Source organism: Gordonia sp. SCSIO 19800 (genome assembly GCF_018132775.1).
Taxonomy (GTDB): domain Bacteria; phylum Actinomycetota; class Actinomycetes; order Mycobacteriales; family Mycobacteriaceae; genus Gordonia; species Gordonia hongkongensis.
The window spans coordinates 1-24,275 of sequence record NZ_JAGRQM010000025.1 but is presented as its reverse complement, the minus strand read 5'-3'; the positions used below and the strand labels follow the sequence as shown (position 1 = coordinate 24,275).

Genomic DNA, 24,275 nt, shown 5'->3' with positions numbered 1-24,275 from the left:
CATCCATGCGTACTCTCAAGAATCTCCTCGATCGTTCTCCGATCGACGGCTTCATCCTGGCCATCTGCATCGCCGTCGCGGTGGCCGCATTCCTGCCGGTTCGCGGCGCGGCGGCGGAGGCACTCGACTGGGTGGTGATCGTCGCGATCGCCGCACTGTTCTTCCTCTACGGCACTCGACTTCATCCACGCGAGGCGCTCGAAGGTCTCCGGCACTGGCGGCTGCACGTCACGATCCTCGCGTTCACGTTCATCGTCTTCCCGATCGTGGGACTGGCGCTGAAACCGGTTGTCGAGCCGTTGATCGGCGAGGACCTCTATGCCGGACTGCTCTTTCTATGCCTGGTCCCATCGACGGTGCAGTCCTCGATCGCTTTCACCTCGATGGCCCGAGGCAACATCGCCGGGGCGATCGTCAGCGCATCCACGTCGAACATCCTCGGCGTCTTCCTGACCCCGCTGCTGGTGGTCGCGCTGATGCAGAACGCCGGCGACATCAGCATCGACGCGACGTCGGTCCTGAAGATCGTCGCGCAGATCCTGGTGCCGTTCCTGCTCGGGCAGCTCGCCCGCCGGTGGGTCGGCCCGTTCTTCACCCGGCACGCGAAGATCACCAAGCTGGCCGACCGTGGCGCCATCGTGCTCGTCGTCTACGTGGCGTTCAGCGAGGGGGTCGTCCAGGGCATCTGGTCGTCGGTGGAGGTGGGTCAGGTGATCGCCGTGACCGTCATCTCGCTGCTGCTCGTCATCGTGATGCTCGCGATCACCGGCTGGCTCCCGAAGCGGCTCGGCTTCGACCGCGCCGACACGATCGCCATCCAGTTCTGCGGCACCAAGAAGAGCCTGGCCACCGGCCTGCCCATAGCGACCGTCCTGTTCGCCGGCACCACCGTCGGCCTCATCGTGCTGCCGCTGATGATCTTCCACCAGATCCAGCTCATGATCTGCTCGTGGCTGGCCACTCGGTACGGGCGGCAGGCCGACGACGCCGAAGCGGCCGGCGCGCCCACCCCGGCTCCCTGATCCGAAAGAACGCCAGTTCAGCGGTTCCGGAGTCCGCAAAGCGGCCTGCGGGTAGAGCAGATAACAACGGAGGGCGCCGGGCCCGCGACCGGCAGACTTCAACTCGACCGATGGACTTCGATCGAAGTCTAGGAGTCGAGTTGAAGTTCGTCGGTCACGAGAATGCGGCGCCACAGTGCACGCGAGTAGCGCAAGTTCGGCAGAGATTGCGCTTCAAGATAGGGCGGCAACGATGCAGTTCTTTCGACCCCACGACGGCAGCCAGGCCGCAGATACTGAGGTACGAGGAGCGTTGGCCGCCGGGCCGAGCAAGCGACGAAGGAGCGCGTCGAGGTCGACGGGCCTCGAAGGGTTGGCGACGTCATCTCGCCAGGACCCTTCGTGACGGCCTCCGCAAGCTCCGGCCTCCTCAGGGAGCGGAGGTTGGGCCCGCTCCGACACAACGGGTTCTTTCATAGTCCACGACCGCCAAGCCGTAGATACTGAGAGCGAGCTCGCGGGCGTCACCACCCGCTCCCTGAGGAGCGAGCTTGCGAGCGTCACGAAGGGTCCTGGTGAGTCGGGTTGCGAAGACCCTTCGTGACGCGCCCTCCGCAAGCTCCGGGCGCTCCTCAGGGAGCAGGGGGTCCCACCGGCGTCGACAACGGCAGGTTCACGAAGCTCGGACGGTTCGGGTCGAGCTGGATGTGTTGCGGCCGGAGTCCGGACTCGTTCAACAGCGGACGCAACGGCAGACCGCGCGGGAAGTTCATCGCGAACACGTCGATCCGCAGGCGGTGGCCCGGTTTGATGAGTGCCTCGGTCGGCAGCAGGCCGATGTCGACACTCACCGGGCGGCCCGGCACGACGCGTTGGCGTGACGCCAACGTGAGCTCGTAGAACGGATCGATCACGTCGCCGTTGGGCGCGAACTGCGACCTCGCCTCGTCGTATCCGCGCAGCGACGCCATCACCTGACCGGAGGTCAGCACCTTCGACGTCCCGTCGGGAGCGACGTCGTTGAGGGTGGCGGTCCAGTATCCGTCGGTGGCGTCGAGAACGGTGTTCAACCGCACGTTGGCGTACCCGGACACGCTGCGTGTCGTGGTCATCGGGGGAGTGGTGAACGTCAGTGCGGCGCGCTCGGAGATGCGGGCGTCGTCGGCGCAGAAGGGGAAGATCGCCAGGGCACCGGCCAATTGCTGTGCGGCGTCGCGCGAACACATCGTCGCCAGACCGGGCGCGATGGTCAACCGAGCGCGGGATGTGGGTGCAACGGGGGTTAGGCTGCCGTCCCGGACCGCGTGTGCCGCGGTACCGCTGCGCCGGTCATCGAGGTAGAGCCGCTGGCGCTCCATCCCGGCGCGCGGGAACTGCTGGGCGGTGATCCACGAGTCGCCGACCTGCTTGAGATTGACCGGTCCGTAGCGGTCGACACCGTTGTCGATTCCCTTGAGCCACTTGTCGAACCACGCCTTCTGCAGGACGTCCAACCGGGGTGGGGTGTTCCGCCGGCCCTCTTGGCCGCCGCCGATCGTCAGGTGATACCCGTCGCCCATGATCAACTGCTTCTTGCCGGGCGGCAACGGGATGTTGTTGTACATCCGGACTTCGCTGTTGGTGAAGAGATCGAACCAGCCGCCGTAGATGAGCGTCGGGGTGGTGATGCGGTCGGCGTGGTCGAGCCACGCGGACCTCGGTTCGGAGTTGTTGTCCAGCAACGCCTTCAGGTTCGGCGGCACCGACGGGATGTCGGGGGTGAGCAGTGCGGCGAACAGCTGTGGGTAGAAGGTGAACGGGTCCGAGATCCGGTCCGCCAACCACTTCCAGTCGAAGGTGCCGTTCAGCATCGACGCGACGTTCGGGATCATCTTGGTGGTGTTGACCAGCGTCAGCCACAGCGGGAGGAAGCCGACACCCAGAGCGCCGCCAGGCGCGACGATGTCGCGGATGAGGTCTCCGCCCGGCTCTACCGGGAAGATCGCCTTGAGTGCCTTCGGGTTCTTGTTCGCGGCCTGGATCTGGTTGATCGCCGAGTACGACACACCCGACATCCCGACCTTGCCGTTGGACCACCGCTGCTTCGACGCCCAGTCGATGACCTCGATGGTGTCGCGCTGTTCCCGCGACTGGAAGACGTCCCAGACTCCCTGCGAGAAACCGGTGCCGCGCACATCCACGACGACCTGCGTGTAGCCGCTGCGCACGAGATCGAAGTCGACGAGGAAGGTCTTCGCGCCGCCGTCGCGGATGGTGTGCGCGATGTCGTTGATGCCGTCGATCGGCGTGCCGGACAGGTTGATCGACCGAACGATCTGCAGCAGGTAGGGCTCGAGCACCGGGTTCTGCATCACCGCGGAACCGACGGTGGTGATGAGCTTGGTGTAGGGCGTCATGTTGACGATGACCGGCGTCTTCGTCGACGTGGGACGCTCGCGAGCGTCGGCCGGGCGGTACACGTTGGCCCGGAGAACCGTGCCGTCACTCATCCGGATCGGCACATCCCAGGTGACATTGACGCCGGCATAGGGTTGCGGGCCGTCGTGGCTCGCCGCCCATCGCGCCCCGTCGGCGCCGCCGGTGGGTCCGACCGGGGCAGCGCCCGCCACGGCGATGGGCGCCACCAGCGCGACCACCGCGAGGATCACCCCGGCCAGAACCCGCGCACTCTTCGACCCGCTCATGCACACCCCCGCATGTCATGCGCTGGAACAATCCACGGCTTGTCCAGCGAAAAATTGATCGAGCGTCCACAACCTAACACCCCGCCGGTGACGTGGATCACCGGGTGTCTCAGGCAATGCTCAGCATCACCGTCCGGACGGACGGACTCAGTTCACGCTGAGATCGATCGGGTGGGTCGCGAGGAGGGGTTTCGGCCAGGCCTGCCTGCGCAGGACGTCGAACCACACGTCCGACGCCGGCGGCGCGAGCAGGTCGCGAGGGAGTGCCGAGGCGACCATCCAGCTGAACTGGTCGAGCTCATCGTCGAGTTGCCCGATGCCCCATCCGCTGTAGCCCGCGAAGATCCGGACACCCTCGAGGATCTCGGCGAGGGGCTCGGGGTCGGCGTCGAGATCGACCAGGACGACCCGGCCGTCGACCGGACGCAGGGCGGGCACGTCGTCGATGTCGGTGCCGGGTTTCACCACGCCCAGGCACAGCGCCGCCTCCTGGTTCACCGGCCCGCCCACATAGAGGGCGCGCGGCGAGGCTGCGATGTCGGCCCACTGCGGCAGGAGGTTGTGCACGGCGGTCTGGCTCATCCGGTTGAGGATGACCCCGAGACTGCCCGACTCGTTGTGCTCGATGACGTAGATGACGGTCCGGGCGAAGGTGGGTTCGATGAGATCGGTCGAGGCGATCAGCGCGGTGCCCGGACGCACCCGCGGCGTGGGGTCGGCATCCCAAGGGACGCCGGGCATACGCGCACCACCACCGCTGTCCGCCGAGTGTTCTCCGGGGCGGGATTCCGGTGTGGGATCGTCTGCGTCTTCACCTCCGGCCACCCGACCATCATCGCACGTCCGTGGCCGACGGCGTCCATCGTCAGCTCGGTAGGCTGGATCGGTGAGCAGCACCCAGGTGACCCGTGACCAACGCGGGTGGTCGGTGTTCGTCCACTCCCTCCGTTCGTCGCCGGGACTCGGCCGGTTGTTGTCGGTCCGGTTGTCCAGTCAGATCACCGACGGGATCTTCCAGGCCGCGCTGGTCGGCAGCATCCTGTTCAACCCCGAGCGCCATGCCGATCCGCTCGCGGTGGCCGGTGGCCTCGCGGTGCTGCTGCTGCCGTATTCGCTCATCGGCCCGTTCGCGGGCGCGTTGCTCGACCACTGGGATCGACGCAACGTCCTCCTGTACGCGAACCTGCTGCGCGGGCTGATCATCGGGCTCGTCGCACTGGCCGTCGCCTCCGGCGCACCTGATGTCGTGGTGCTGATCTCCGCCCTCGCCGCGACGGGTGCGAGCCGGTTCGTGGCGGCCGGACTGTCGGCCGGACTGCCGCACGTCGCGCGGCGTGAGGTGCTGGTCGCCACCAATGCGTTGTTCACGACGTTGGGCGGCGCGATGCTCACCGTCGGCCTCGGCATCACCCTGGGACTCCGCGCGATCTTCGGCGACGACAACGTGGGCAGTGCCCTCACGATGATCGCCGGGATCGTGCTGGCCGTCGTCTCCGGCGGGCTGGCGCATCGGTTCCGTCCGCTGCAACTCGGTCCCGACGAGCCCGACGACCCGGGTCGTTCGGCCGTGCACGCGGTCTCGGTCGGCCTCTGGCACGGTGCCCGCGCCGTCGTCCACCACAAGACCGTGGCCGCCGCGTTGTCGGCGATCGGGGCCCACCGGCTGGTGTTCGGGATGAACACGCTGATGATCCTGGTGCTGACGCGCCAGATGGGTCCCGGCGACGGGGTCGACCGCGTCAGCGTGGTCATCGGTTTCACCGGCGCGGGGGCGCTTCTCGCCGCGATCATCACACCGATCGCGGTGGCACGGGTGGGCCGGTACGTGACGCTGCTCGCCGCACTGGCCGTCGGCGCGTTCGCCGAGCTGTCCGTACTCAGCTTCGAGTTCGCGGTGATCTGCGGGTCGGCGTTCGTACTCGGACTCATCGGCCAGATCGCCAAGCTGTGTGGCGACGTGGCGATGCAGGTCGACGTGGACGACGCGGTGCGCGGACAGGTGTTCTCGGTGCAGGACGCGGTGTTCAACATCGCCTACGTGGGTGCGGTGACCGTCGCGGCCCTCGCGATCCCCGACGACGGCCGGGCGGTCGGGCTCGTCGTGCTCGGGGTGGTGCTGTACCTGCTCGGCATGCTCGTGGTGCGCCTCCTGCATCCGCGTGGGCACTGGTCCGCCGAGCCCACGACGGTGCGGCACACCGTCACCGACCCCGCCGCGTGAACCGCGGGTCCCGGTTGTCGTAGGCGGCGTCGGCCACGCCGTTCGCATCCAGGTCCACCAGCATCACATCGTGGCTGCCGTCCCCGTCGGAGTCGACGTAGAGTCGTTCGCCGACGATCCGGCCGCCCCGGTCGGCGCCGACGATCTCGACGTCGGGGTCGCCGTCGTCGTCGAGGTCGACCCGGGTGACCTGCGCCGGCGGGGGTTGCGGAGTCCGCTCGGGGACGTCGCGCCGCGGCAGTTGTTCGCCGACGAGGTCGGCTCGCGCGACGGGCCGGTCCCACAGACCGGCACCGGAGTCGCGGTAGAAGGCGTCGGGCGCGCCGTCGTCGTCGGTGTCGAGGGCGGCGACGTCGGCGACACCGTCGGCGTCGGTGTCCCACATCGCGTCATCGCGACGGCCGTCGCCGTCGAAGTCGAGCCCGATCGCGTCCAGGACATCGGACCGCGGATCCCCGAGCGCGAGGTCGGCGGTCCCGGACCAGCGCGTCGTCGGACCGTCGCCGGTCCCGAAGAAGTACTCGATCGCCGGGTCCATGAGGTCTTGGACGCAACGGGGCCCGATCCGGTTCCCATCGATCGGTTCCCATCGATCGGTTCCCAGCGCCCGGGTTCCCGCTGTGCGGTTCCCGATGGGTGTGGACACCTCGACCACCCGGTAGGTTGTGGCCCATGTACGTCAGCGATCTCGGCGAGCAGTGGCATGCGGCCCGGCTCGAACCAGCCCTGGCACACCTCGACTCTGCTTCGGCGGGCCGCTCGTCCTACGCACTGATCGGCGCGATGACCGCGCACCTCTGGCGGGAGACCGAACGCGGGTCGTATGTCGCCGCCGACGACCGCGCCGAGGAGATCGCGCGCGACACAAGGAATCTCGCTGCCCTGATCGGACACACCGGCGACGAGGTGGTCTTCCGTGAGAGCGCCCGCGCCGCTCTGCGCGCCCTCCTCACCAACTGGAGCCTGCCCGTCACATCGACCGTGTGGGTGGCGAAGAACGAATTCGGCCCCAACCTCGAGGAGTTCGAGCGCCGCGGGTACGCGGTACGGACCATGCCCGACGGGGACGTCTACGGTCACGTCGACACCGACGCGCTCGAGAACATGCTGCAGTTCGAGCAGCCCGACTTCATCCACGTCTGCCACATCGGCTCGATGTCCGGTGTGGTGCAGCCGGTCACGCGGATCGTCGAACTCGCGCATCGGGCCGGTGTGCCCGTAGTGGTGGACATGGCGCAGTCGGTCGGTCACGTCCCCACCGTCACCGGTGCCGACGTCGTCTACGGCACCAGCCGCAAGTGGCTCACCGGCCCGCGTGGCGTCGGGTTCGTCGCGGTGCGTCGAGACTCGTTGCGGCCGGTACGAATCGACGGTTCCGAGGCATTCATCGCCGGGCGCCTCGGACTCGGTGTCGCGGTCCGCGAGTTGCTCGAGATCGGCCAGCAGCGCGTCTTCCGCGAACTCGCGAAGATCGGCCGGGTCACCCGCGAACGACTCCACGGCATCGCGAGCTGGGAGGTCCTCGAACCGATCGACGAGCCGTCGGCGATCATCACCCTCGCACCACCGCCCGGATGGCAGTTCGACGACGTCGCCGCGGCCCGCGACAAGCTGTTGTCACTCGGTGTCCTGGTCACCGCCGCGGACACCTGGCGCGCCCCGCTGGCGACCGAGCATCCGGTGCTCCGAATCAGCCCGCACCTCGACGTACGCCGGTCCGAACTCGACCGCGTCGCAGACGCCCTGCGCACCATGGGTTACTGACGCTCACCCGGCGCCGAGCGCGCTCACCCGAGGATCTCGCCGAGGATCCGCTCGATCTCCGGCCGTGCCGCGTCGGCGTCGACTCGCACGAGGCCGATCCGCGTGCGCCGGTGCAGGATGTCGGCGGCGTCGAGGGCACCCTCGTGCGTGACCGCGAACTCGACTTCGGCGCGGGTGACATCGATGCCGGGGACGATCGGATCCAGGGGACCGGGGAGAACGGCGGCGTCCACCACCGCCGGCGCCTCCCCGCCGAACCGCTGCACGAGCGAAGCCGGCAGCCCCTGCTCGCGCGGACTCCGCAGGGCTCCGACCAGCGGGGTCGTGGTCGTGACACAGTCCCCGGCGGTGAGGTCGGTGGTCGCGAGCGCGGCGTCGACGGCGTCCTGGGCCATGCGCCGGTAGGTGGTGAGCTTGCCGCCGAGGACGTTGACGAGACCATCGCCGCGGACGCCGACGTGGTGCTGCCGCGAGACGTCGGCGAGGGCCTCGGAGTCGCGGCCGCCGCCGCGGGTGTCGACCAACGGTCGCAGACCGGCGAACGTGCCGATGATGTCCGAGCGATCCAACGGCCGTGCGAGAGCGGGATTCACGGCGTCGAGCAGGAAGTCGATCTCGGACTCGTCCGGCATCGGGACGTCGGGGATCGGCCCGGGCGCCGCGACATCGGTGAGGCCGACGTAGACGCGCCCCAGCTGCGCGGGGATCACAAAAACGAACCGGGACACCGAGGTGCCGAGCGGGGTCATCAGCGCGGCGTCGGGGAATCCCAACCGCGCCGCGTCGACGACGAGATGCGTTCCCCGACTGGGATGTACGGCGAGTGCATCATCGATGCCGCCGGACCAGACGCCGGTGGCGTTGACGACCATCCGCGCACCGACGTCGAAGCTCTCACCGGTCAACTGATCGGTGAGGGTGGCCCCGCGGCCGTCCACGCGCTCGGCCCGCACCCGGGTGCAGACGGATGCGCCGTAGCCAGCCGCCGTACGTGCGAGGGCGACGACGAGCCGAGCGTCGTCGACGAGCTGACCGTCGGAGGTGGAGATACCACCGCGCAGACCGTGGGGCGACACCGCCGGGAAGCGGGCGAGGGTCTCCAGCGCCGACACCCGGGTCGGCGGCGGCAACAGCGAGTCGGGGGTACCGGCGTTGCGTCGGAGCACATCTCCCGCGCGGAGGCCCAATCGGATGATCGAGGTCTGCCTGCCGCCACGGTCGGGGATGATCTGGCGGAGGGGAGCGATCAGATGCGGAGCGATGGCGGTCATCAGATGATGACGTTCGACGGCACTTTCGCGCGCGATCCGCAGATCACCCCTGGCCAGGTAACGGAGACCACCGTGGACGAGTTTGCTGCTCCAGCGCGAGGTTCCGGCCGCGAGGTCGTCCTTCTCGACGAGCGCGACGCGCAGGCCACGGGTCGCGGCGTCGAGCGCCACCCCGGCGCCGGTCACACCGCCGCCGATGACCAGCAGATCCAGGGGATCGCCGGACGTCAGACGGTCGAGCGCACGACGACGGGTGTCGGCGGACAGGGTCGCCATCAGACTCGCACCGCGGGACCGACGCTCACGACGTCATCCGTCGACGCCCGCACCGGCCGGACGCAGATACCCGGCCAGCATCTCGTGCAACTCGGTGCTCCAGCCCTCGGCGATGATGTCGGAGACCAGCGCCCCGGACTGGAGGAACGACTGCGCGATCAGCAGCACCATCGCCGCCATCCGTTTGGCGTCACCCGCCCGGACGTGGCGCCGTTCCTGGGCCTGCGACAGCATGTCCGAGAGAATCGCGAGCGCCCCTTGCTGACTCGTACCGAGACGCTCGAAGACGTACGGCGCCATGAAGTCTCGCTGCTCGCGCCACAGCGAGGCGATCAGTTCGTCGTCGCGGAGCGCGCCGACGACCGCGACCACCCGATCGACGAGCGCATTTAGATCGGCGGGTTCGCCTCGTCCGCCGATGGCGTCCTCGACGACCCCCAGGACCTCGCGGGTCAACAGCCCGCGGATGATCTCGTTGATGTCGGGCCACCGGCGGTACACCGTCGGTCGGCTCACGCCTGCTTGTCGGGCCACCTCGGAAACAGTCACCTTGCGTCCGCCGCTACGCAGCAGACAGCTCCGTGCTGCATCCAGAACGAGATCCCCGATCTCCTCGTTACGGATTGCCATGATGTGTAACACTGTAACGGATCACTTGAACGGCGGGGGGCCGACTCATATGACTATCGAACACGCCACACTCGTGGCCAGTCCGTACGCACGGCACGGAACGGGCCTGCGCGTCGCCCACGACGCCGCAGAACTGCTGCGTGCCCGCGGCGTGGAGGTGGAGATCATCGTCGGCGAGGACATCGCCGACGCCGCCGATCTCGCCGGCAAGGCAGCCCGCGGGGACACCGACGTCCTCGTCGTCGTGGGGGGCGACGGCACGGTGCGTCTGACGGTGGAGGCCACGATCGGGTCGGGCAAGCCGCTGGCCGTCATCCCGGCCGGGAGCGGGAACGACTTCGCCCGCAACCTCGGCATCCCACTGGATCCGGCCGACGCCGTCGAGGTCATCCTGGCCGGCCACCGACGACCCATCGACCTCGGCCGGGTCAGCTTCCCGGACGGGCAGACCGCGCTGTTCAGCACGGTCGCCGCCACCGGGTTCGACGCCGCGGTCACCGCGCGGGCCATCGACATGCGCCGACCGCGCGGACAGTCCCGGTACACGATCGCGGCGCTGCTCGAACTACTCGCACTGCGGTCGCGTCACTACCAGGTCCGCGTCGACGACCAGGCCGTCGAATCCGACCTCATCTTCGCCGCGATCGGCAACACCACGTCGTACGGCGGTGGCATGAAGATCACGCCGCAGGCGTCGATCACCGACGGCCGGCTCGACGTTACCCTCGCGCTCACCCCACCGCGGCTGGCACGTTGGACGATTGCGCGTGTCTTCCCGAAGGTGTTCTCGGGCAAGCACATCGACAGCCCGAACGTCCGGACCATGCGCGGCGCAGAGGTCGAGCTGTACTGCGATCCGCCCGCCCTCGTGTCGGTCGACGGTGACCTCGTCGGCGAGCTGCCGGCGGTTTTCGAGGCGGTACCGCACGCGATCGAGGTGTTCGCGCCCGCGAGCTGAAACGCCCGGGGCGTCTCGCAGTCCTCACTGACCGCTGCGCGCCGCCCACCATTCGCGAAGGGCATCCTCGGCTTCGTCGCGGCTGAGCGGTCCACGGTCCAGGCGTAGCTCCTTCAGATGACGCCACGCCTGTCCGACGATCGGGCCGGGCGGCACGCCGAGGAGTTCCATGATCGCGTTGCCGTCGAGGTCGGGCCGGACCTTCTCGAGATCCTCCGCCGCCTGGAGGTCGGCGATCCGCTGCTCGAGACTGTCGTAGTTCTGCTGCAGCCGCCGGGCGCGCCGCTTGTTACGGGTGGTGCAGTCGGCGCGCACCAGCTTGTTCAGCTTGTCGAGCAGGGGACCGGCATCGGTGACGTACCGACGGACGGCCGAGTCGGTCCACGCGCCGTCGCCGTAACCGTGGAAGCGCAGGTGCAGGAAGACCAGCTGCGCCACGTCGGACACCACCGCCTTCGGATACTTCAGCGCCCGCATCCGTTTGCGCACCATCTTCGCGCCCACGACCTCGTGGTGATGGAAGCTGACGCCACCCCCCGGTTCGTGCCGCCGCGTCGCGGGTTTGCCGATGTCGTGCAACAGAGCCGCCCAGCGCAGCACCAGGTCCGGATCGCCGTCCTCGAGATCGATGGCCTGGCGGAGCACTGTCAGTGAGTGCTGGTAGACGTCCTTGTGCTGGTGGTGCTCGTCGATGGTGAGCTTCATGCCGGGCACCTCGGGCAGCACCCGCTCGGCGAGACCGGTCTCGACCATGGCGTCGATCGCCTCGATCGGGAACTCGCCGCAGATCAGTTTGTCCAGCTCGGTACGGATGCGTTCGACGGTGATGCGTTCGATCTCGCCGTTCATGTCGGTGATCGCCTGCCACACGCGCGGCGCGAGCCGGAATCCCAGCTGAGAGACGAACCGCACGGCGCGGAGCATCCGGAGCGGGTCGTCGCCGAAGGACTGTGCAGGCGTGGCGGGGGTGTCGATGACCCCGGCCAGCAGGGCGGTCATCCCGTCGAGCGGGTCCCGGAAGTCCTGGGCGCCCGCCGAGCCGATCCGGACCGCCATCGCGTTGACGGTGAAGTCCCGTCGGATCAGGTCGTCGTCGAGGGTCTTGCCGAACGTGACCTCGGGATTGCGGCTGACCTGGTCATACGAGTCCGCGCGAAACGTCGTGATCTCGATCAGGTGGTCGCCCTTGCGGACCCCGACCGTGCCGAACTCGATGCCGACGTCCCAGAACGCGTCGGCCCAGCCGCGGAGGAGCTGCGACACCGTCTCCGGGCGCGCATCGGTCGTGAAGTCGAGGTCGTTGCCCAGACGCCCGAGAACCGCGTCGCGCACCGAGCCGCCCACCAGGTACAGCTCGTGGCCGGCGGTCTCGAACAGCTTGCCGAGGGGCACGAGGACGTCGTCGAGGTCGCGCAGTGCGATCGCCGCGGCGGCGAGCAGACGGGTGCGCCGTTCCGGGTCCGCCGAGTGCACCTGGTCCGGCTGGGCTGCCCCATTCCGGAATGGCCCAGACGCCGCCGCACCGGACGGGGAAGTGTCGTTCACGGCTTGCCACCCTACCGTCGTGACCCGCGACGACGACGCCGCACAGCTCGTCGGCGACGACTCATACACCCCCGGCGCACTCGCGACACTGCGAATCCACAACCTACGCGCCCTCGGAGGCGTCCGGACAAACTGCAGGTGACCAGCCGCTAGCATCGTGGAGTGTCCACCGATTCCTCGACCAACCCTTCAGACGTCAGCGGCGTCTCGTCGGGTGCGCACGGTGAGGGTGGCGGACAAGGCGAGCAGAATGCCTCCGGCCAGGGGCGTCGTGCCCGGCGCGGCCGACGCCGCCGGGGCCGGCGCAAGTCCGAGAACCGAGGTGCGGCGCCCGCTCACACCCCGACGGCGCACAGTCCGCACGGGCACAAACAGAGCGGTCATGCCCAACCCAAGAACAAGCAGCCGACTCCCGGCCAGGCGGGCTCGCGGCCGGGCCACAAACCCGGCTCGCCCAACCCGGCCTCCGAACCGGCACCCAGCACTCATCACCCGACTCCCAATGACCTCGCCCGCGCCCGGGCCGCCGATCCCGCGTGCCCGGATCCGGTCGAGGCCGAGCCCGTCGACAAGCTCCCGGTCGATCCCGATCGTGCGCGACCCCGCGTCACCCCGCCGAAGCCGTCGGACATGGTCGCCGTCAGCGCCAAGCTGACCAAGACCGGTCTGACCCAGGCCGGCGGCAAGGCGTCGAAGGGTCGACGGCGCACGGCGCGGGCGGACCGTGCGTCCGAACGCCCGGCTGCCGAGCGCGTCCATCCCGACCGCGCGGGCAACGAGAAACTCCGCACCGTGCGCGAGACCTCGGCAGGGGGGCTCGTCATCTCCGACCTCGACCTCCCCGTCGACCAGTTGTCGGCCGCGCTCATCGGTCGCGTCGACCGTCGCGGACGCACCATGTGGTCGCTGCCCAAGGGACACATCGAAACCGGCGAGACCGCCGAGCAGACCGCCATCCGCGAGGTCGAGGAGGAGACCGGGATCCAGGGCACGGTGGTGGCCCCGCTCGGCAAGATCGACTACTGGTTCGTCAGCGAAGGTCGTCGGATCCACAAGACCGTGCATCATTACCTGCTGCGGTGCACGGGCGGCGAGCTGTCCGACGCCGACTACGAGGTGTCCGAGGTGGCCTGGGTGCCGTTACACGAGCTCCCGCGTCGGCTCACGTACTCTGACGAGCGGCGACTCGCCCGGATGGCCCGGGGTGTGATCGCCGAACTCGCCGCCGACCCCACCCGGCTGGCCCAGTCCGAGGCCGACAGCATCCGGACCGAACCCAACGCCTATGAGAAAGCCGCCGCCGCGCGCAACCAGCGCCGCAACGAGCCACCGCCCCCGGTTCGTCCGCGCCGGCGCCGGCGCCGTCCACGACGGCCCGCGGCCGGCGATGGCTGAGCCGCGCCCGTCCGCCGCCGAGCCTCGTTCGTCTCGTTCTCTCGCCTTCTCGCATGCGCTGCGGTCCGGCGCGCTCGCGACGCTGGCCTCGGCCGTGGTCCTGGCCGTTCTCGGTCTGACGGTCCTGTCCGGCGCGGTGGGACCGGCGTCGGCGGCGCCGGAGACGGCCACCAGCGATTCCGACGCCGGGTCCGGCGCGTCGGACCGGTCACCGAGCCGCTTCGCCCGCATCGTCATCGATTCGATGACCCCGAACATCGTGACCACGACCAGCCGGCCGGTGGTCACCGTCAGCGGACGCGTCGACAACGTCGGCGACCGGTCCATCACCGACCTGACCATCCGGCTCGAGCGCGGCGATCCGGTGGCGTCGGCCGCGGGCCTGCGCACCGACCTCGCCGACGACGATCCGGCCGTCGCCGTGGCCGGCCCCTTCGAGGCGCTGTCCGACTCGCTCGCCCCCGGCGAGAGCGTCGGCTTCCGCATGTCGATGGCACTCTCGGCCAACAACGGTCCCGACGGCCAGGGCCTGGCCATCTCCCAGCCCGGCGTGTACCCGATGCAGGTCAACGTCAACGGCACCCCCGAGTACGGCAACACCGCGCAGGTCGCGGGATCGCGGATGCTGCTGCCGGTCTTGTCCCTACCGCCCGACGACACCCGGGCCGCCGGTTACGTCGACCCGTCCACCGAGTACTCCGACGCCGACCCGGTCGTCGGGCTCGGGCCGGACGGGTCGGTGTCGGCGAACCTGTCCAGCCCGGCACGCATGACCATGGTGTGGCCGTTGGCCGCCCCGCCGCAGCTCGCGCCGGGTGTGCTGGGCGGCAACACCGAACCGGTCCGGTTGATCAACGAGAACATGGCGCGGTCGCTCGCCGACGGCGGCAGACTCGCCGAGCTACTCGCCGCGCTGCAGCGGGTCGTCGGGGAACCTCCACCTGCACAATCTGATTCGGCGGCATCGGACACCCCGCCATCCGAGACACCGGAGAACCCGCAACCGAGCGCACTGCCCGGTTCGGAGAAGCTCGCCGACAGCATGTGCCTGGCGATCGACCCCGACCTCGTCGTCACGGTGCGCGCGATGTCGCTGGGGTACGAGGTGTCCGACAACCCCGCCGATCCGAGGTCGACGACCCGGCCCGGTAACGGCGTGGACGCCGCCGGTCGCTGGCTCACCGGCCTGCGATGGATCGCGCAGCGGATGTGCGTGGTGGCCCTGCCGTACGCTCAGGCCGATCTGACCTCCCTGACCCGGATCGGCAACACCGGCCTCACCGAGGCCGCGCTGCGGTCACCGGCCGACATCATCGACACCGTGCTCGGCGTCCGGAGCGTGCGCGGTCTCTCGATCCCCGCCCTGGGGGCGATCGACGCCGACGGCGCCGCCGCCCTCACCGAGGCCGAGATGACCGCGACCGCGGTGTCGTCGAACTCCGTCGCGCCGGTCGGTCGCCGCGACGCCGCCGGCCGCTACCGGATCGGTGACCTCGCCGCCCAGACCTACGACGCACCTGTGACCGCCTCGTTCGCCGCGCTCGGTACGGCGCCGTCCACCCCCGCTCTGACGCCTCCGAGTCAGCGCGTCGACCTGTCCGACGAGTCCGAGGGAAGCAGGCGCCAGAGCGCGATCGGTGCCCTCGCCTATCCCGCGATCGCCGCGCCGGAACCCGGTCCGACCGCACCCGGGGCACGCCCGTCGCCCGACCCGGTCGTCGGCAGATCGGCGTTCCTGATGCCCCCGACGTACTGGTCGCCCACGTCCGCCGACGCCGAGGCCCTGTTCACCACCGCACGGCTGCTCCTCGAATCGGGTGCCGCGACACCGGCTCCGCTGTCGACGCTGGCCGCCGACCTCGGTTCCGCGCCCGAGCAGGCGCGGCTGATCGAGCCGCCCGGGGTCGGTCCGGTGGGCGAGGTGGGCTCGGTGCTGACGAGCGACGCGACCGGATCGATACGACGTAATGTCGAGGACAGCTGGCAGTTCGAGGGCGCCCTGGTGCGCTCGGCGGATGTCGCCGCCACCCCCGAGCGGTACATGTCGCCGCTGCGCGAGGACCAGCTCCGGGCGATCCGCTCCCCGGATGCCCAGGGGTCGGCCGTCTACACCCACCTGCGGCGCGCGCAGACCGAACGCATCGACGCGGTCTCGTCGACCCTGTACCGGATGTCGCGGTCGGTCACCATCCTCGATCCCGGCGGTCGTTACACGCTGGCCTCCGAGCGGAGTCCGCTGCTGCTGGTCGTGAGCAACGACCTCGCGCTCCCGGTGCGTGCCCGGATCACCACGTCGGAGCCGGCGGGCATCGAGGTCGGCGACCTCGGGGTGATCGAGATCCCGGCGCGCGGAACCCGGCAGATCCAGCTGCCCACCCAGGGCGACGCCTCCGAGGCGATCAGTGTGCAGATCCGGTTGTCGACGGTCACCGGCGTGCCACTGGGCCAGCCGATCAGCCTGTCGGTGCACACCAACGCGTACGGCAAGCCGCTGTTCTACATCACGATCATCGCTGCGGCAGCGCTGGTCCTGCTCACCGCGCGTCGCCTCTGGCATCGTTTCCGCGGCCAGCCCGATCCCGCCGACGCCGACCGTCCCGAGCCCGACGAACTCGAGCGAATGCTTGCCGGAAGCGGGTATCAGGAGCGACGCCGTACCCTGCAGAGCGAGGGTCGGACGTACGGCGAGGAACCGGGCGATGACCCTCCATGACCGACATCAGACGACCCGAGGACGGCGGCCCTAGCGACGTGACCTGGAACGATGAGCCGCGTGCACCGCGGTCGGGGACACCCGGCCCGGTGCCGCCCCAGCGTCCCGAGCGCGCCGCACCCCGGCGGATTCCGCCGAACCGGGTTCCGGGTGGCCGGGTCCCTCCGACGCGGATCCCGCCCGGGTCCCCGGATCCGGGACCCACTGCGCCACGGCCTGCCGCACCAGGATCGCCCGACGCGCGGTCTGCGGCCCCACGACCCGCGCCGCCGCGACCGGGCGGGCGGGCACCCTCGGCCCCGCGTCCGCCCGCGCCATCGGCACCTACTCCACCGGCACCCACGCCGGCCCGGCCGGACGTGTCACCGGCCCAGAACAACACGCGGGTCATGACCGCGTCCGACCCCCGCCGACCGTCGAACGGTCCGGTGGCCGCCGGCGCGGTGTCCGTCCAGAAGGCACCCGACGAGAAGGCGCCCGAGGGGAAGGCGCCCGACGGGAAAGCGTCGTCGACCGGTCTGGCGCGGGACTCGGACTCGAGCATCCTGCGCACCAGCGGGTCGATCGCGATCGCCACCCTGTTCAGTCGCATCACCGGCTTCCTGCGGACCGTGCTCATCCTCGCGATGCTCGGCCCTGCCATCGCCTCGGCGTTCCAGGCGGCCGACGTGCTGCCGAACATGATCGCCGAGGTCGTCCTCGGCGCCGTGCTGACCGCGATCGTCATCCCGCTGCTCGCCCGGGCCGAGGCCGAGGACGACGACGGCGGCGAGGGTTTCATCAACCGGATCTTCACCATCACCGTCGTCGTCCTCGGGACCGCGACGGTCGTGGCGGTGATCGCGGCGCCGCTGCTCACCTATCTGAACCTGGGGGACGGGCAGGTCAATCGCGAGCTGTCCACCGCGCTCGCCTACCTGCTGTTGCCGGAGATCCTGTTCTACGGCCTGTCCGCGTTGTTCATCGCGATCCTCAACCTGCGCGGCTACTTCAAGCCGGGTGCGTGGGCGCCCGTCCTGAACAACGTCGTGCAGATCACCACTCTCGTGCTCTACGCGGTGGTGCCCGGCGAGATCACCCTCAACCCCGTCCGGATGTCCGATCCGCAGCTCCTGGTGCTCGGCATCGGTTGCACGACCGGTGTCGTGCTCCAGGCGCTGATACTGGTGCCGTTCCTCCGCAAGTCGGGGGTGCGGCTGCGCCTGCAGTGGGGCATCGACGCGCGCCTGCGCCAGTTCGGCAACATGGCCGTCGCCATCGTCGCGTATGTGGCGCTGCTCCAGGTCGGCCTGATCGTCACCTACCGGATCGCATCGTCGGCCGACGCGTCGGGCGTCAGCATCTACTTCACCCACTGGCAGTTGTTGCAGCTTCCGTACGGCGTGCTGGGCGTGACCATCCTGACCGCGATCATGCCGCGACTGTCGCGCAACGCCACCGCCGACGACACCAAGGCGGTCGTCGACGATCTGTCCCTGGCGACGCGACTGACGATGGTCGCCCTCGTCCCGGTCGTGTCGTTCATGACGTTCTTCGGACCGGCCATCGCCATCGCCGTCTTCAACTTCGGCAAGTTCGACGCCGCCTCCGCGTCGCAACTGGGTTCGGTGCTGTCGTGGGGTGCGTTCACCCTCATCCCGTACTCGATGACCCTCGTCCAGCTGCGCGTGTTCTACGCCCGAGAGGACGCGTGGACCCCGACGTTCATCGCGCTGGGCATCACCGTGGTGAAGGTGGTGTCGTCGTACCTGGGGCCGGTGCTCTTCGACGATCCCGAACTCGTCGTGCGCTGGCTCGCGCTGTCCAACGGGTTGGGCTATCTGGTCGGTGCCGTCGTCGGTCACTTCCTGCTCCGCAGCCGTCTTCGCGGGGCCCGGCTCTCGGATGTGGCACGCACGTCCGTCGTGACCCTGGCCGTCTCGATCGGGGTCTCCGCCACCGTGTGGGCGGTCGCGAAACTCACCGGTCTCGACGACATGATCGGCTGGCTGGGCAAGGTGGGGTCGGTCCTCTACCTCGGGCTGACCGCCGCGGTGGTGCTCGCGGTGACCTACGCCGGTCTCGCCGCGGCCCGCGTACCGGATGTCGTCGCGATCGGGCTGGCCGTACGCCGTCTGCTCGGCCGGTTCATCCCGGCGCTCGCCCCGCCGCCGCAGCCCGAACGTGAACAGTCACCGGCGATCACAGTTCAGTTTCCGCGCGTCACCGGCGACGAATCGCTCCCGTACTCTGGTCAGGTACAGGTGCTGCGCCGCTTCGACAGAGGTACCGCGACGTGGCAGTCGTACTCCGTACACTCCGGTGGCGCGATCGGCGCGACCCGGGATGTGCGCCCCATCCCCGAACGCGCGCCGGTACCGCGCGACATCAGATACCGCAGGAGAGGAGTCCGTCGCGTGAGTGACAGTGAGGTCGACACCACTGCTGCCACCGGGCCGCCCGCCGAGCCCCGAGCCGGCGACGCACCCACTCCACCGACCCCGACTCCCGCCGCCGAAACCGGTGCGGCCGACAGCGCGGCGAGCCCACGCCGCCGCGGACCGCGCCTCATCCCCGGCGCCGCGGTCGCCGGCGGCCGGTACCGACTGCTCGAGCAGCACGGCGGCACCCGCGGTCTGCAGTTCTGGCGGGCCCAGGACATCAACCTCGACCGCGAGGTCGCGCTGACCTTCGTCGACGCCGAGCAACTCGCACCGCCGCCCGAGCGTGGTCAGGCCGCCAAGATGTCCGATCAGGGACCGCAGGCCGTGCTGTCGCGCACCCTGCGCCTGGGCCAGATCAACTCCGACGGGGTGGCACGGGTCCTCGACGTCGTCCGCGGATCGTCGGGCGGCATCGTCGTCGCCGAATGGGTGCCCGGATCGTCCCTGGCGGATGTCGCCGGGTCGGGACCGTCGCCGATCGGCGCCGCGCGGGCGGTGCGTTCACTCGCCGCTGCCGCCGAGATCGCCCACCGCTGCGGTGGCGCGCTGTCCATCGACCATCCCGACCGCATCCGCATCAGCCACGACGGCAATGCCGTGCTCGCGTTCCCCGGCACCCTCGCCGGGGACGACAAGGCGTCCGATGTCCGCGGCCTCGGGGCCGTGCTGTACGCGCTCCTGCTCAACCGCTGGGCACTCGATCCCGCGGACGGATCCCGGCTGATCACCACCGCCGACTCCATCGAGCCCGTGGGTGGGATTCCCGTGGCCACACCCGGTGAGGACGGACAACCGGTCGAGCCGCGGCTCAGCAAGCCCGACATCCCGTTCGAGATCTCGGCGGTCGCGGCGCGCGCGCTCGACGGTTCCCGCGGGATCCGTACCGCGGCCACGGTGCAGCACGTCCTCGATCAGGCCACGGTCGTCGACCTGAACACCGACATGTTGCCCGCCATCACCGACGCCGACGCCCCGCCGCCGGTGAGCGTGGCGCCCCGACTGGGTGCCGGTGGCGACGAGAAGCCACTTCGCCGCAACCTGGCGTTGCTCATCGGCGCCGGACTCCTCGCGCTGTTCATCGTCATCGCGCTGATCGTGGGTGCCACCAACATCTTCGGCGGCAGCAGCGGCTCGAGCGACATCGACTCGATCCTCACCACGACCGAGCCCTCGCCTCCGCCCGGCGCCCAGCCGCCGCCGACGCCCGCGGCCCCGGCGGCCCCGCAACCCATTGCGCTGCAGTCGGTCTCGGTCGTCGACTTCTCCGCGCAGACGCCGGACAACTCGGCGAACGTACGCAACGTGATCACCGGCGCCGCCCCGCCGTGGCAGACCGACAACTATCGCGGGCGTCCGGACTTCGGCGGGCTCAAGCCGGGGCTGGGCCTCATGTTCGACCTCGGAGCGGAACGCCCGGTGCGGTCGGTCACCATCGAGAGTCCGACGCCCGGGATCAGCGTCGAGATCCGTACGTCGCCGTCGGCGCGTCCGGCGTTCGCCCGGACGACGACGGTGGCGTCGGGTCAGGTGGACCAGGCGTCTACCACGATTCCGATCGCCCAGCCGCCGACCACCCGCTACGTCATGGTCTGGCTCACGAACCTGCCGAGTTCGGGAAGCGGCTATCAGGCCGAGATCTCGCGCGTCACGATGGCCGGCTGACGCACCGGTCGAGCACCCGACCGCGCCCCGCGATTATCGGCGCGTGCAACTCGAGGTCCGAGTTACGACCAACGGGGTATGAACGACGACGGCACTCGGGTACGAGCGGGGCATGACGCGGAACCATCGGCGCGGTCTCCTGTACCGCTGCCCTCGACACCAGTGTCGAAATCCGCAGACATCGCGAGTGCGAAGAGCGCTCGACTGCCCGAACTCCGGCTCGAACACCTGGTCCGAGAGGCGACACGCCTGTTTCAGGAGTTCGGCTATCGCAACGTGAGCATGGAACAGATCGGGGCGACGGTCGGACTGACCGGGCCTGCGTTGTACCGACACTTTCCGTCCAAGCAGGACATCCTCGCGCAGGCGTTGACCGCGCAGGTGCGGACCGTCAGCCGGTTCATGGCCGATGCGCAGGAGCGCGGCGGCACTCCCGAGGAGCAAATCGTGTTGTTCTTCGACGCATTGGGTGACATGACCGCGCATCGAGATGTCTCCATCCTCTGGAACCGCGAACGATTGCACCTGGAGCGATCAGGCCTGTCCGAGTTGAATCGCTCCTTCGGGGGACTCGTGGACACGCTGGCGGCGAAGATCAGCGCCGCCCGACCCGCGGTCGACCCGGCGGGCGCGGAGCTACTCGCGACCGCTGTCCTCAGTGTGTACTCGAGCACGGCCCGGATGCGTGGCTCACTGTCGGCCAAGCGGCTCATGCAGGTCCAGCGAGCGCTCACGGACTCGATTCTCGACTGTGACCTGGCCACGGCTCCGGTTGTGGTGGGGACAGATGACGCACGATCACGTCGAAGTCCGATCGCCCGACGCGAACGAATCCTCGACGTCGCGACCGAGTTGTTCTTCGTACGCGGCTTCCGGAACGTTCGTATCGACGAGATCGCCGCCCACGCGGGCGTCTCGGTGGCGACCGTCTATCACGAGCACGCAGGGAAGACGGAGATCTTGTGGACGGTCATCCGTCGAGGCATCGAAGGCTTGTTGGGGACGTCGATCGCGGCACTCGACGGAGCCGCCGCCGGTGACACGCTCGACGTGCTCCTGCGCGTGTTCGTCGACTACTCGCTGGGCCCCAATGGGCGGGTGCTGGCCGTGGCAGTTCGGGACGCGGTGTATCTACCGGAAGCCGACCAGATCTCTTTCGGCCGCATCACCTCGGACTACTCCGCCGAGTGGACCACTGCCATCCGCGTGCGTACGCCCAGCCTGTCACAGGCCGATGCCAAGGCTCTGGAGCAGGCTCTGGCCGGGTTCGCCGGCCACGTGATCTCGTCCCCCGAGCTCCGCTCTCGGCCCGGCATCGACGGGCAATTGAGGAAACTGGCATACGCCATCCTGATACCGCGCGCTCGTATCTGACCGTGACGGTTCCCTCGGCCGCCCCGCGGTACTCACGCGACCGCCTGACACGCGAGAAGCGTAGGACCGACCCCGGGGCCTCGGGCGCTGCGCCGTTCTCGGGGCGACGGTGGTGGCAGCAGGGCTCGGATGCCTGTTCGCGGCAGGCTCAGATGCACGAACCAGATTGAGTGAGTTGAGGTCTGGCTCATGAGCTTCGTGATCAGCCCGGCGGTGCTCGGCATCCAGACCGCGCTCATCTCACTCGTCACGACGATCGGCACGGTGACCGCATATGGCGCCCGACCGACCTCGCCCTTGAGGTCGCTCCGTCAGATGCGTTCCGAGGATGCGCCAGTCGTCCCCGCCACCTGCTCTCCGACCAGGTCGCGTGGCGTCCATCCCGGCGGCCCGAAGACGTAGCCGAGGCGGGCGCGCCACGTCGACGCACCGCGCACATCCCGCGCGATCGCCGCATATTCGTGCGTCTGCAGTCGCAGGATGTTGTATGTGTCCACCGGTTTGGTCAGGCCGTAACGGGGCCGGCGGATCTCCGGTGCGAACGTGCCGAACATCCGGTCCCACAGGATGAAGACCCCGCCGTAGTTGCGGTCGAGGTACTCGGGGTCGCAGCCGTGGTGCACCCGATGATGCGACGGTGTGTTGAGCACGAATTCGACGGGTGCCCACAGTTTTCCGATCCGTTCGGTGTGAATCCAGAACTGGTAGATGAGATTCAGCGAGTAGGCGGCGAACACCAGGGCGGGCGGGATGCCTAGGAGCGGTAGGGGGATCCACATCAGCACCGCGGCGCTGATGTTCCACTTCTGCCGCAGCGCCGTCGCGAAGTTGAAGTACTCGCTGGAGTGATGGGCCTGATGGGTCGCCCACACCAGGCGGACCCGATGCGAGACGCGATGACTCCAGTAGAAGAGGAGGTCCACGCCCAGGAAGGCGATCATCCACGTGTACCACTCGTCCGCGGGAAGCTGCCACGGGGCGACATAGGCGAACAGCACGCTGTACAGCAGGAGTCCGAGGAATTTCCAGAAGGCGCTGGTCGCGATCGACACCAGTCCCATCGAGACGCTCGAACGCGCGTCCCGCGAGTCGTAGGCGCCCGGCGGCGCTGTCTCGGTGTCATCGTGCTCGAGTTTGGCCGCGGCGAACCACTCGATGGCCAGCAGGGTGACGAAGAACGGGATCGCGAGCACGGTCGGCTCACGCATCGGCTCCGGCAAGAACTCCAGCACGATTGTCCCCTCACAGCGATATCTGACACGATGCCATGTCACTTACTTCTGACAAGGTAACGTGTCAGAAGATCTGCTGTAAAGACCCGGGAGGGAGCTCGCGTGACAGCCGTGCCGGACCCGACCCCGTCGACGCCGACCCCGCCCGGACGACGCTATGGCGGAGCCGACCCGACGCAGCGGCGCGAACGCCGTCGCGCCGCCCTGATCGCGGCCGGGCTCGACGCCTTCGGAACCGACGGATACGCGAACGTGTCGGTGAAGGGGATCTGCGACCTCGCCGGACTGACGCAGCGATACTTCTACGAGTCCTTCACCGACCGCGCCGCCCTGCTCGTCGCCGTGTACGACGACTGTGTCGACTTCGTCCGGGCGGCTACCGTCGATGCCGCGGCGGAGATCGCCGGCGCCGTCCCTGGATCATCGGATTCGGCGGAAGGCGTTGCCGCCGAGCATGTTCCGAAGGTCACGCGGGCGGCTCTCGGCGCGTTCATGTCCTGCCTCGCCGACGATCCCCGGCGCGCACGCGTGATGCTCGTCGAAGTGGTGGGGGTGTCCCAGGAGATCGAGCGGGTCCGCATGCGCGCCATCCACGACTGGGCCGCGCTCATCCTGGCACTCGCTCGTGGCTCGCGACCGACGTCTGACCCCGAACGGCTGGCGTCGGTGGGCCTGGTCGGAGCAGTCACCCAGCTTCTCGTCGACTGGTACGTCGCCGGTGCGGGGGACGCCGACGCGGAACGCTATGCGCTCGACGAGATCCTCGACGTTTGTGTGGAGCTCTTCGTCGCCGCCTATGGCCGGCTTCTGACCTGACCCCTTCGAAGCTGCTCCCATATCCGCAAGAACTACAGAACCGCTGCTGTGTGGGGTGAATGCGATGCCCTCCTCTGCTCCCTTATCCGAAAGAACGCCCTGCCCCCTGAGGAGCGCCCGGAGCCTGCGGAGGGCGCGTCACAAAGGGTCTTCGCAACCCGACTCACCAGGACCCTTCGTGACGGTCTCCGCAGGCTCCGGCCTCCTCAGCCTGAATCTTTCACGGGTGGGTAGGGTTTCGCCGATCGGTTGTCGGTGTCGCCTTTTGATGGTTGGTGCTGGTGTGTGGGCAGGGTGGATCGCCAGCGTT

16 protein-coding genes are annotated in these 24,275 nt (G+C 69.2%); 9 read left to right on the top strand and 7 right to left on the bottom strand.

Annotated features, from left to right (window positions below; all coding sequences use genetic code 11):
• Positions 1–5: 5 nt before the first annotated feature.
• Entirely contained in the window at positions 6–1,022 is a 1,017-nt protein-coding gene (locus KB201_RS21485) for a bile acid:sodium symporter family protein (protein ID WP_078113891.1), read from the top strand.
• A gap of 611 nt (positions 1,023–1,633) precedes the next feature.
• Here KB201_RS21485 and KB201_RS21480 read toward each other — a convergent pair.
• Both KB201_RS21480 and KB201_RS21475 read right to left on the bottom strand, forming a co-directional pair.
• Positions 1,634–3,685, bottom strand: coding sequence for a CocE/NonD family hydrolase (locus tag KB201_RS21480; RefSeq protein ID WP_211540404.1), 2,052 nt, complete (start codon positions 3,683–3,685; stop codon positions 1,634–1,636).
• 147 nt (positions 3,686–3,832) lie between these two features.
• Positions 3,833–4,426: a YqgE/AlgH family protein gene (locus KB201_RS21475; RefSeq protein WP_240199018.1), complete on the bottom strand. Its 594-nt coding sequence runs from the start codon at positions 4,424–4,426 to the stop codon at positions 3,833–3,835.
• 145 nt (positions 4,427–4,571) lie between these two features.
• On the opposite strand from KB201_RS21475, the gene KB201_RS21470 reads away from it, so the two are divergent.
• Complete coding sequence (locus KB201_RS21470; protein ID WP_058253762.1) at positions 4,572–5,906, top strand: MFS transporter; 1,335 nt, start codon at positions 4,572–4,574, stop codon at positions 5,904–5,906.
• Here the strand turns inward: KB201_RS21470 and KB201_RS21465 are convergent.
• Complete coding sequence (locus KB201_RS21465) at positions 5,887–6,444, bottom strand: hypothetical protein (protein ID WP_058253774.1); 558 nt, start codon at positions 6,442–6,444, stop codon at positions 5,887–5,889. The two genes, KB201_RS21470 and KB201_RS21465, sit on opposite strands and share 20 nt — an antisense overlap.
• A gap of 134 nt (positions 6,445–6,578) precedes the next feature.
• On the opposite strand from KB201_RS21465, the gene KB201_RS21460 reads away from it, so the two are divergent.
• Entirely contained in the window at positions 6,579–7,670 is a 1,092-nt protein-coding gene (locus tag KB201_RS21460; protein ID WP_058253763.1) for an aminotransferase class V-fold PLP-dependent enzyme, read from the top strand.
• Positions 7,671–7,693: 23 nt separating this feature from the next.
• Here the strand turns inward: KB201_RS21460 and KB201_RS21455 are convergent, their stop codons facing one another.
• Together KB201_RS21455 and KB201_RS21450 are read right to left on the bottom strand one after the other, a co-directional pair.
• Entirely contained in the window at positions 7,694–9,217 is a 1,524-nt protein-coding gene (locus KB201_RS21455; protein WP_211540403.1) for a glycerol-3-phosphate dehydrogenase/oxidase, read from the bottom strand.
• Positions 9,218–9,250: 33 nt separating this feature from the next.
• Positions 9,251–9,847 (bottom strand): TetR/AcrR family transcriptional regulator, encoded by a 597-nt coding sequence (locus KB201_RS21450; RefSeq protein ID WP_211540402.1) that lies wholly within the window; start codon positions 9,845–9,847, stop codon positions 9,251–9,253.
• A 49-nt stretch (positions 9,848–9,896) separates the two neighbouring features.
• On the opposite strand from KB201_RS21450, the gene KB201_RS21445 reads away from it, so the two are divergent.
• Positions 9,897–10,805 carry a diacylglycerol kinase family protein gene (locus KB201_RS21445; protein ID WP_078113888.1) on the top strand — a complete coding sequence of 303 codons (909 nt, stop codon included), beginning with the start codon at positions 9,897–9,899 and terminating at the stop codon, positions 10,803–10,805.
• 24 nt (positions 10,806–10,829) lie between these two features.
• Here the strand turns inward: KB201_RS21445 and KB201_RS21440 are convergent, their stop codons facing one another.
• A complete protein-coding gene (locus tag KB201_RS21440) occupies positions 10,830–12,278 on the bottom strand; it encodes a CCA tRNA nucleotidyltransferase (protein ID WP_058253767.1) in 1,449 nt (482 codons plus the stop codon).
• 234 nt (positions 12,279–12,512) lie between these two features.
• Here KB201_RS21440 and KB201_RS21435 point away from each other — a divergent pair, with 234 nt between their 5' ends.
• From KB201_RS21435 to KB201_RS21420, 4 genes are all read left to right on the top strand, one after another.
• Positions 12,513–13,745, top strand: coding sequence for an NUDIX hydrolase (locus KB201_RS21435; protein WP_058253768.1), 1,233 nt, complete (start codon positions 12,513–12,515; stop codon positions 13,743–13,745).
• On the top strand, positions 13,738–16,458 hold the full coding sequence (locus KB201_RS21430; protein WP_249146250.1) for a hypothetical protein: 2,721 nt from the start codon (positions 13,738–13,740) through the stop codon (positions 16,456–16,458). The genes KB201_RS21435 and KB201_RS21430 overlap by 8 nt, the downstream gene beginning before the upstream one ends.
• Before the next feature lie 389 nt (positions 16,459–16,847).
• Positions 16,848–20,543, top strand: a complete 3,696-nt coding sequence (locus KB201_RS21425) for a murein biosynthesis integral membrane protein MurJ (RefSeq protein ID WP_211540401.1) — start codon at positions 16,848–16,850, stop codon at positions 20,541–20,543.
• A gap of 162 nt (positions 20,544–20,705) precedes the next feature.
• Complete coding sequence (locus tag KB201_RS21420) at positions 20,706–21,917, top strand: TetR/AcrR family transcriptional regulator (RefSeq protein ID WP_231742673.1); 1,212 nt, start codon at positions 20,706–20,708, stop codon at positions 21,915–21,917.
• Between the two features lie 311 nt (positions 21,918–22,228).
• On the opposite strand, the gene KB201_RS21415 is transcribed toward KB201_RS21420, so the two are convergent.
• Entirely contained in the window at positions 22,229–23,149 is a 921-nt protein-coding gene (locus KB201_RS21415; RefSeq protein ID WP_211540400.1) for a sterol desaturase family protein, read from the bottom strand.
• A 102-nt stretch (positions 23,150–23,251) separates the two neighbouring features.
• On the opposite strand from KB201_RS21415, the gene KB201_RS21410 reads away from it, so the two are divergent.
• Positions 23,252–23,965, top strand: coding sequence for a TetR/AcrR family transcriptional regulator (locus KB201_RS21410; protein WP_211540399.1), 714 nt, complete (start codon positions 23,252–23,254; stop codon positions 23,963–23,965).
• Positions 23,966–24,275 lie beyond the last annotated feature (310 nt).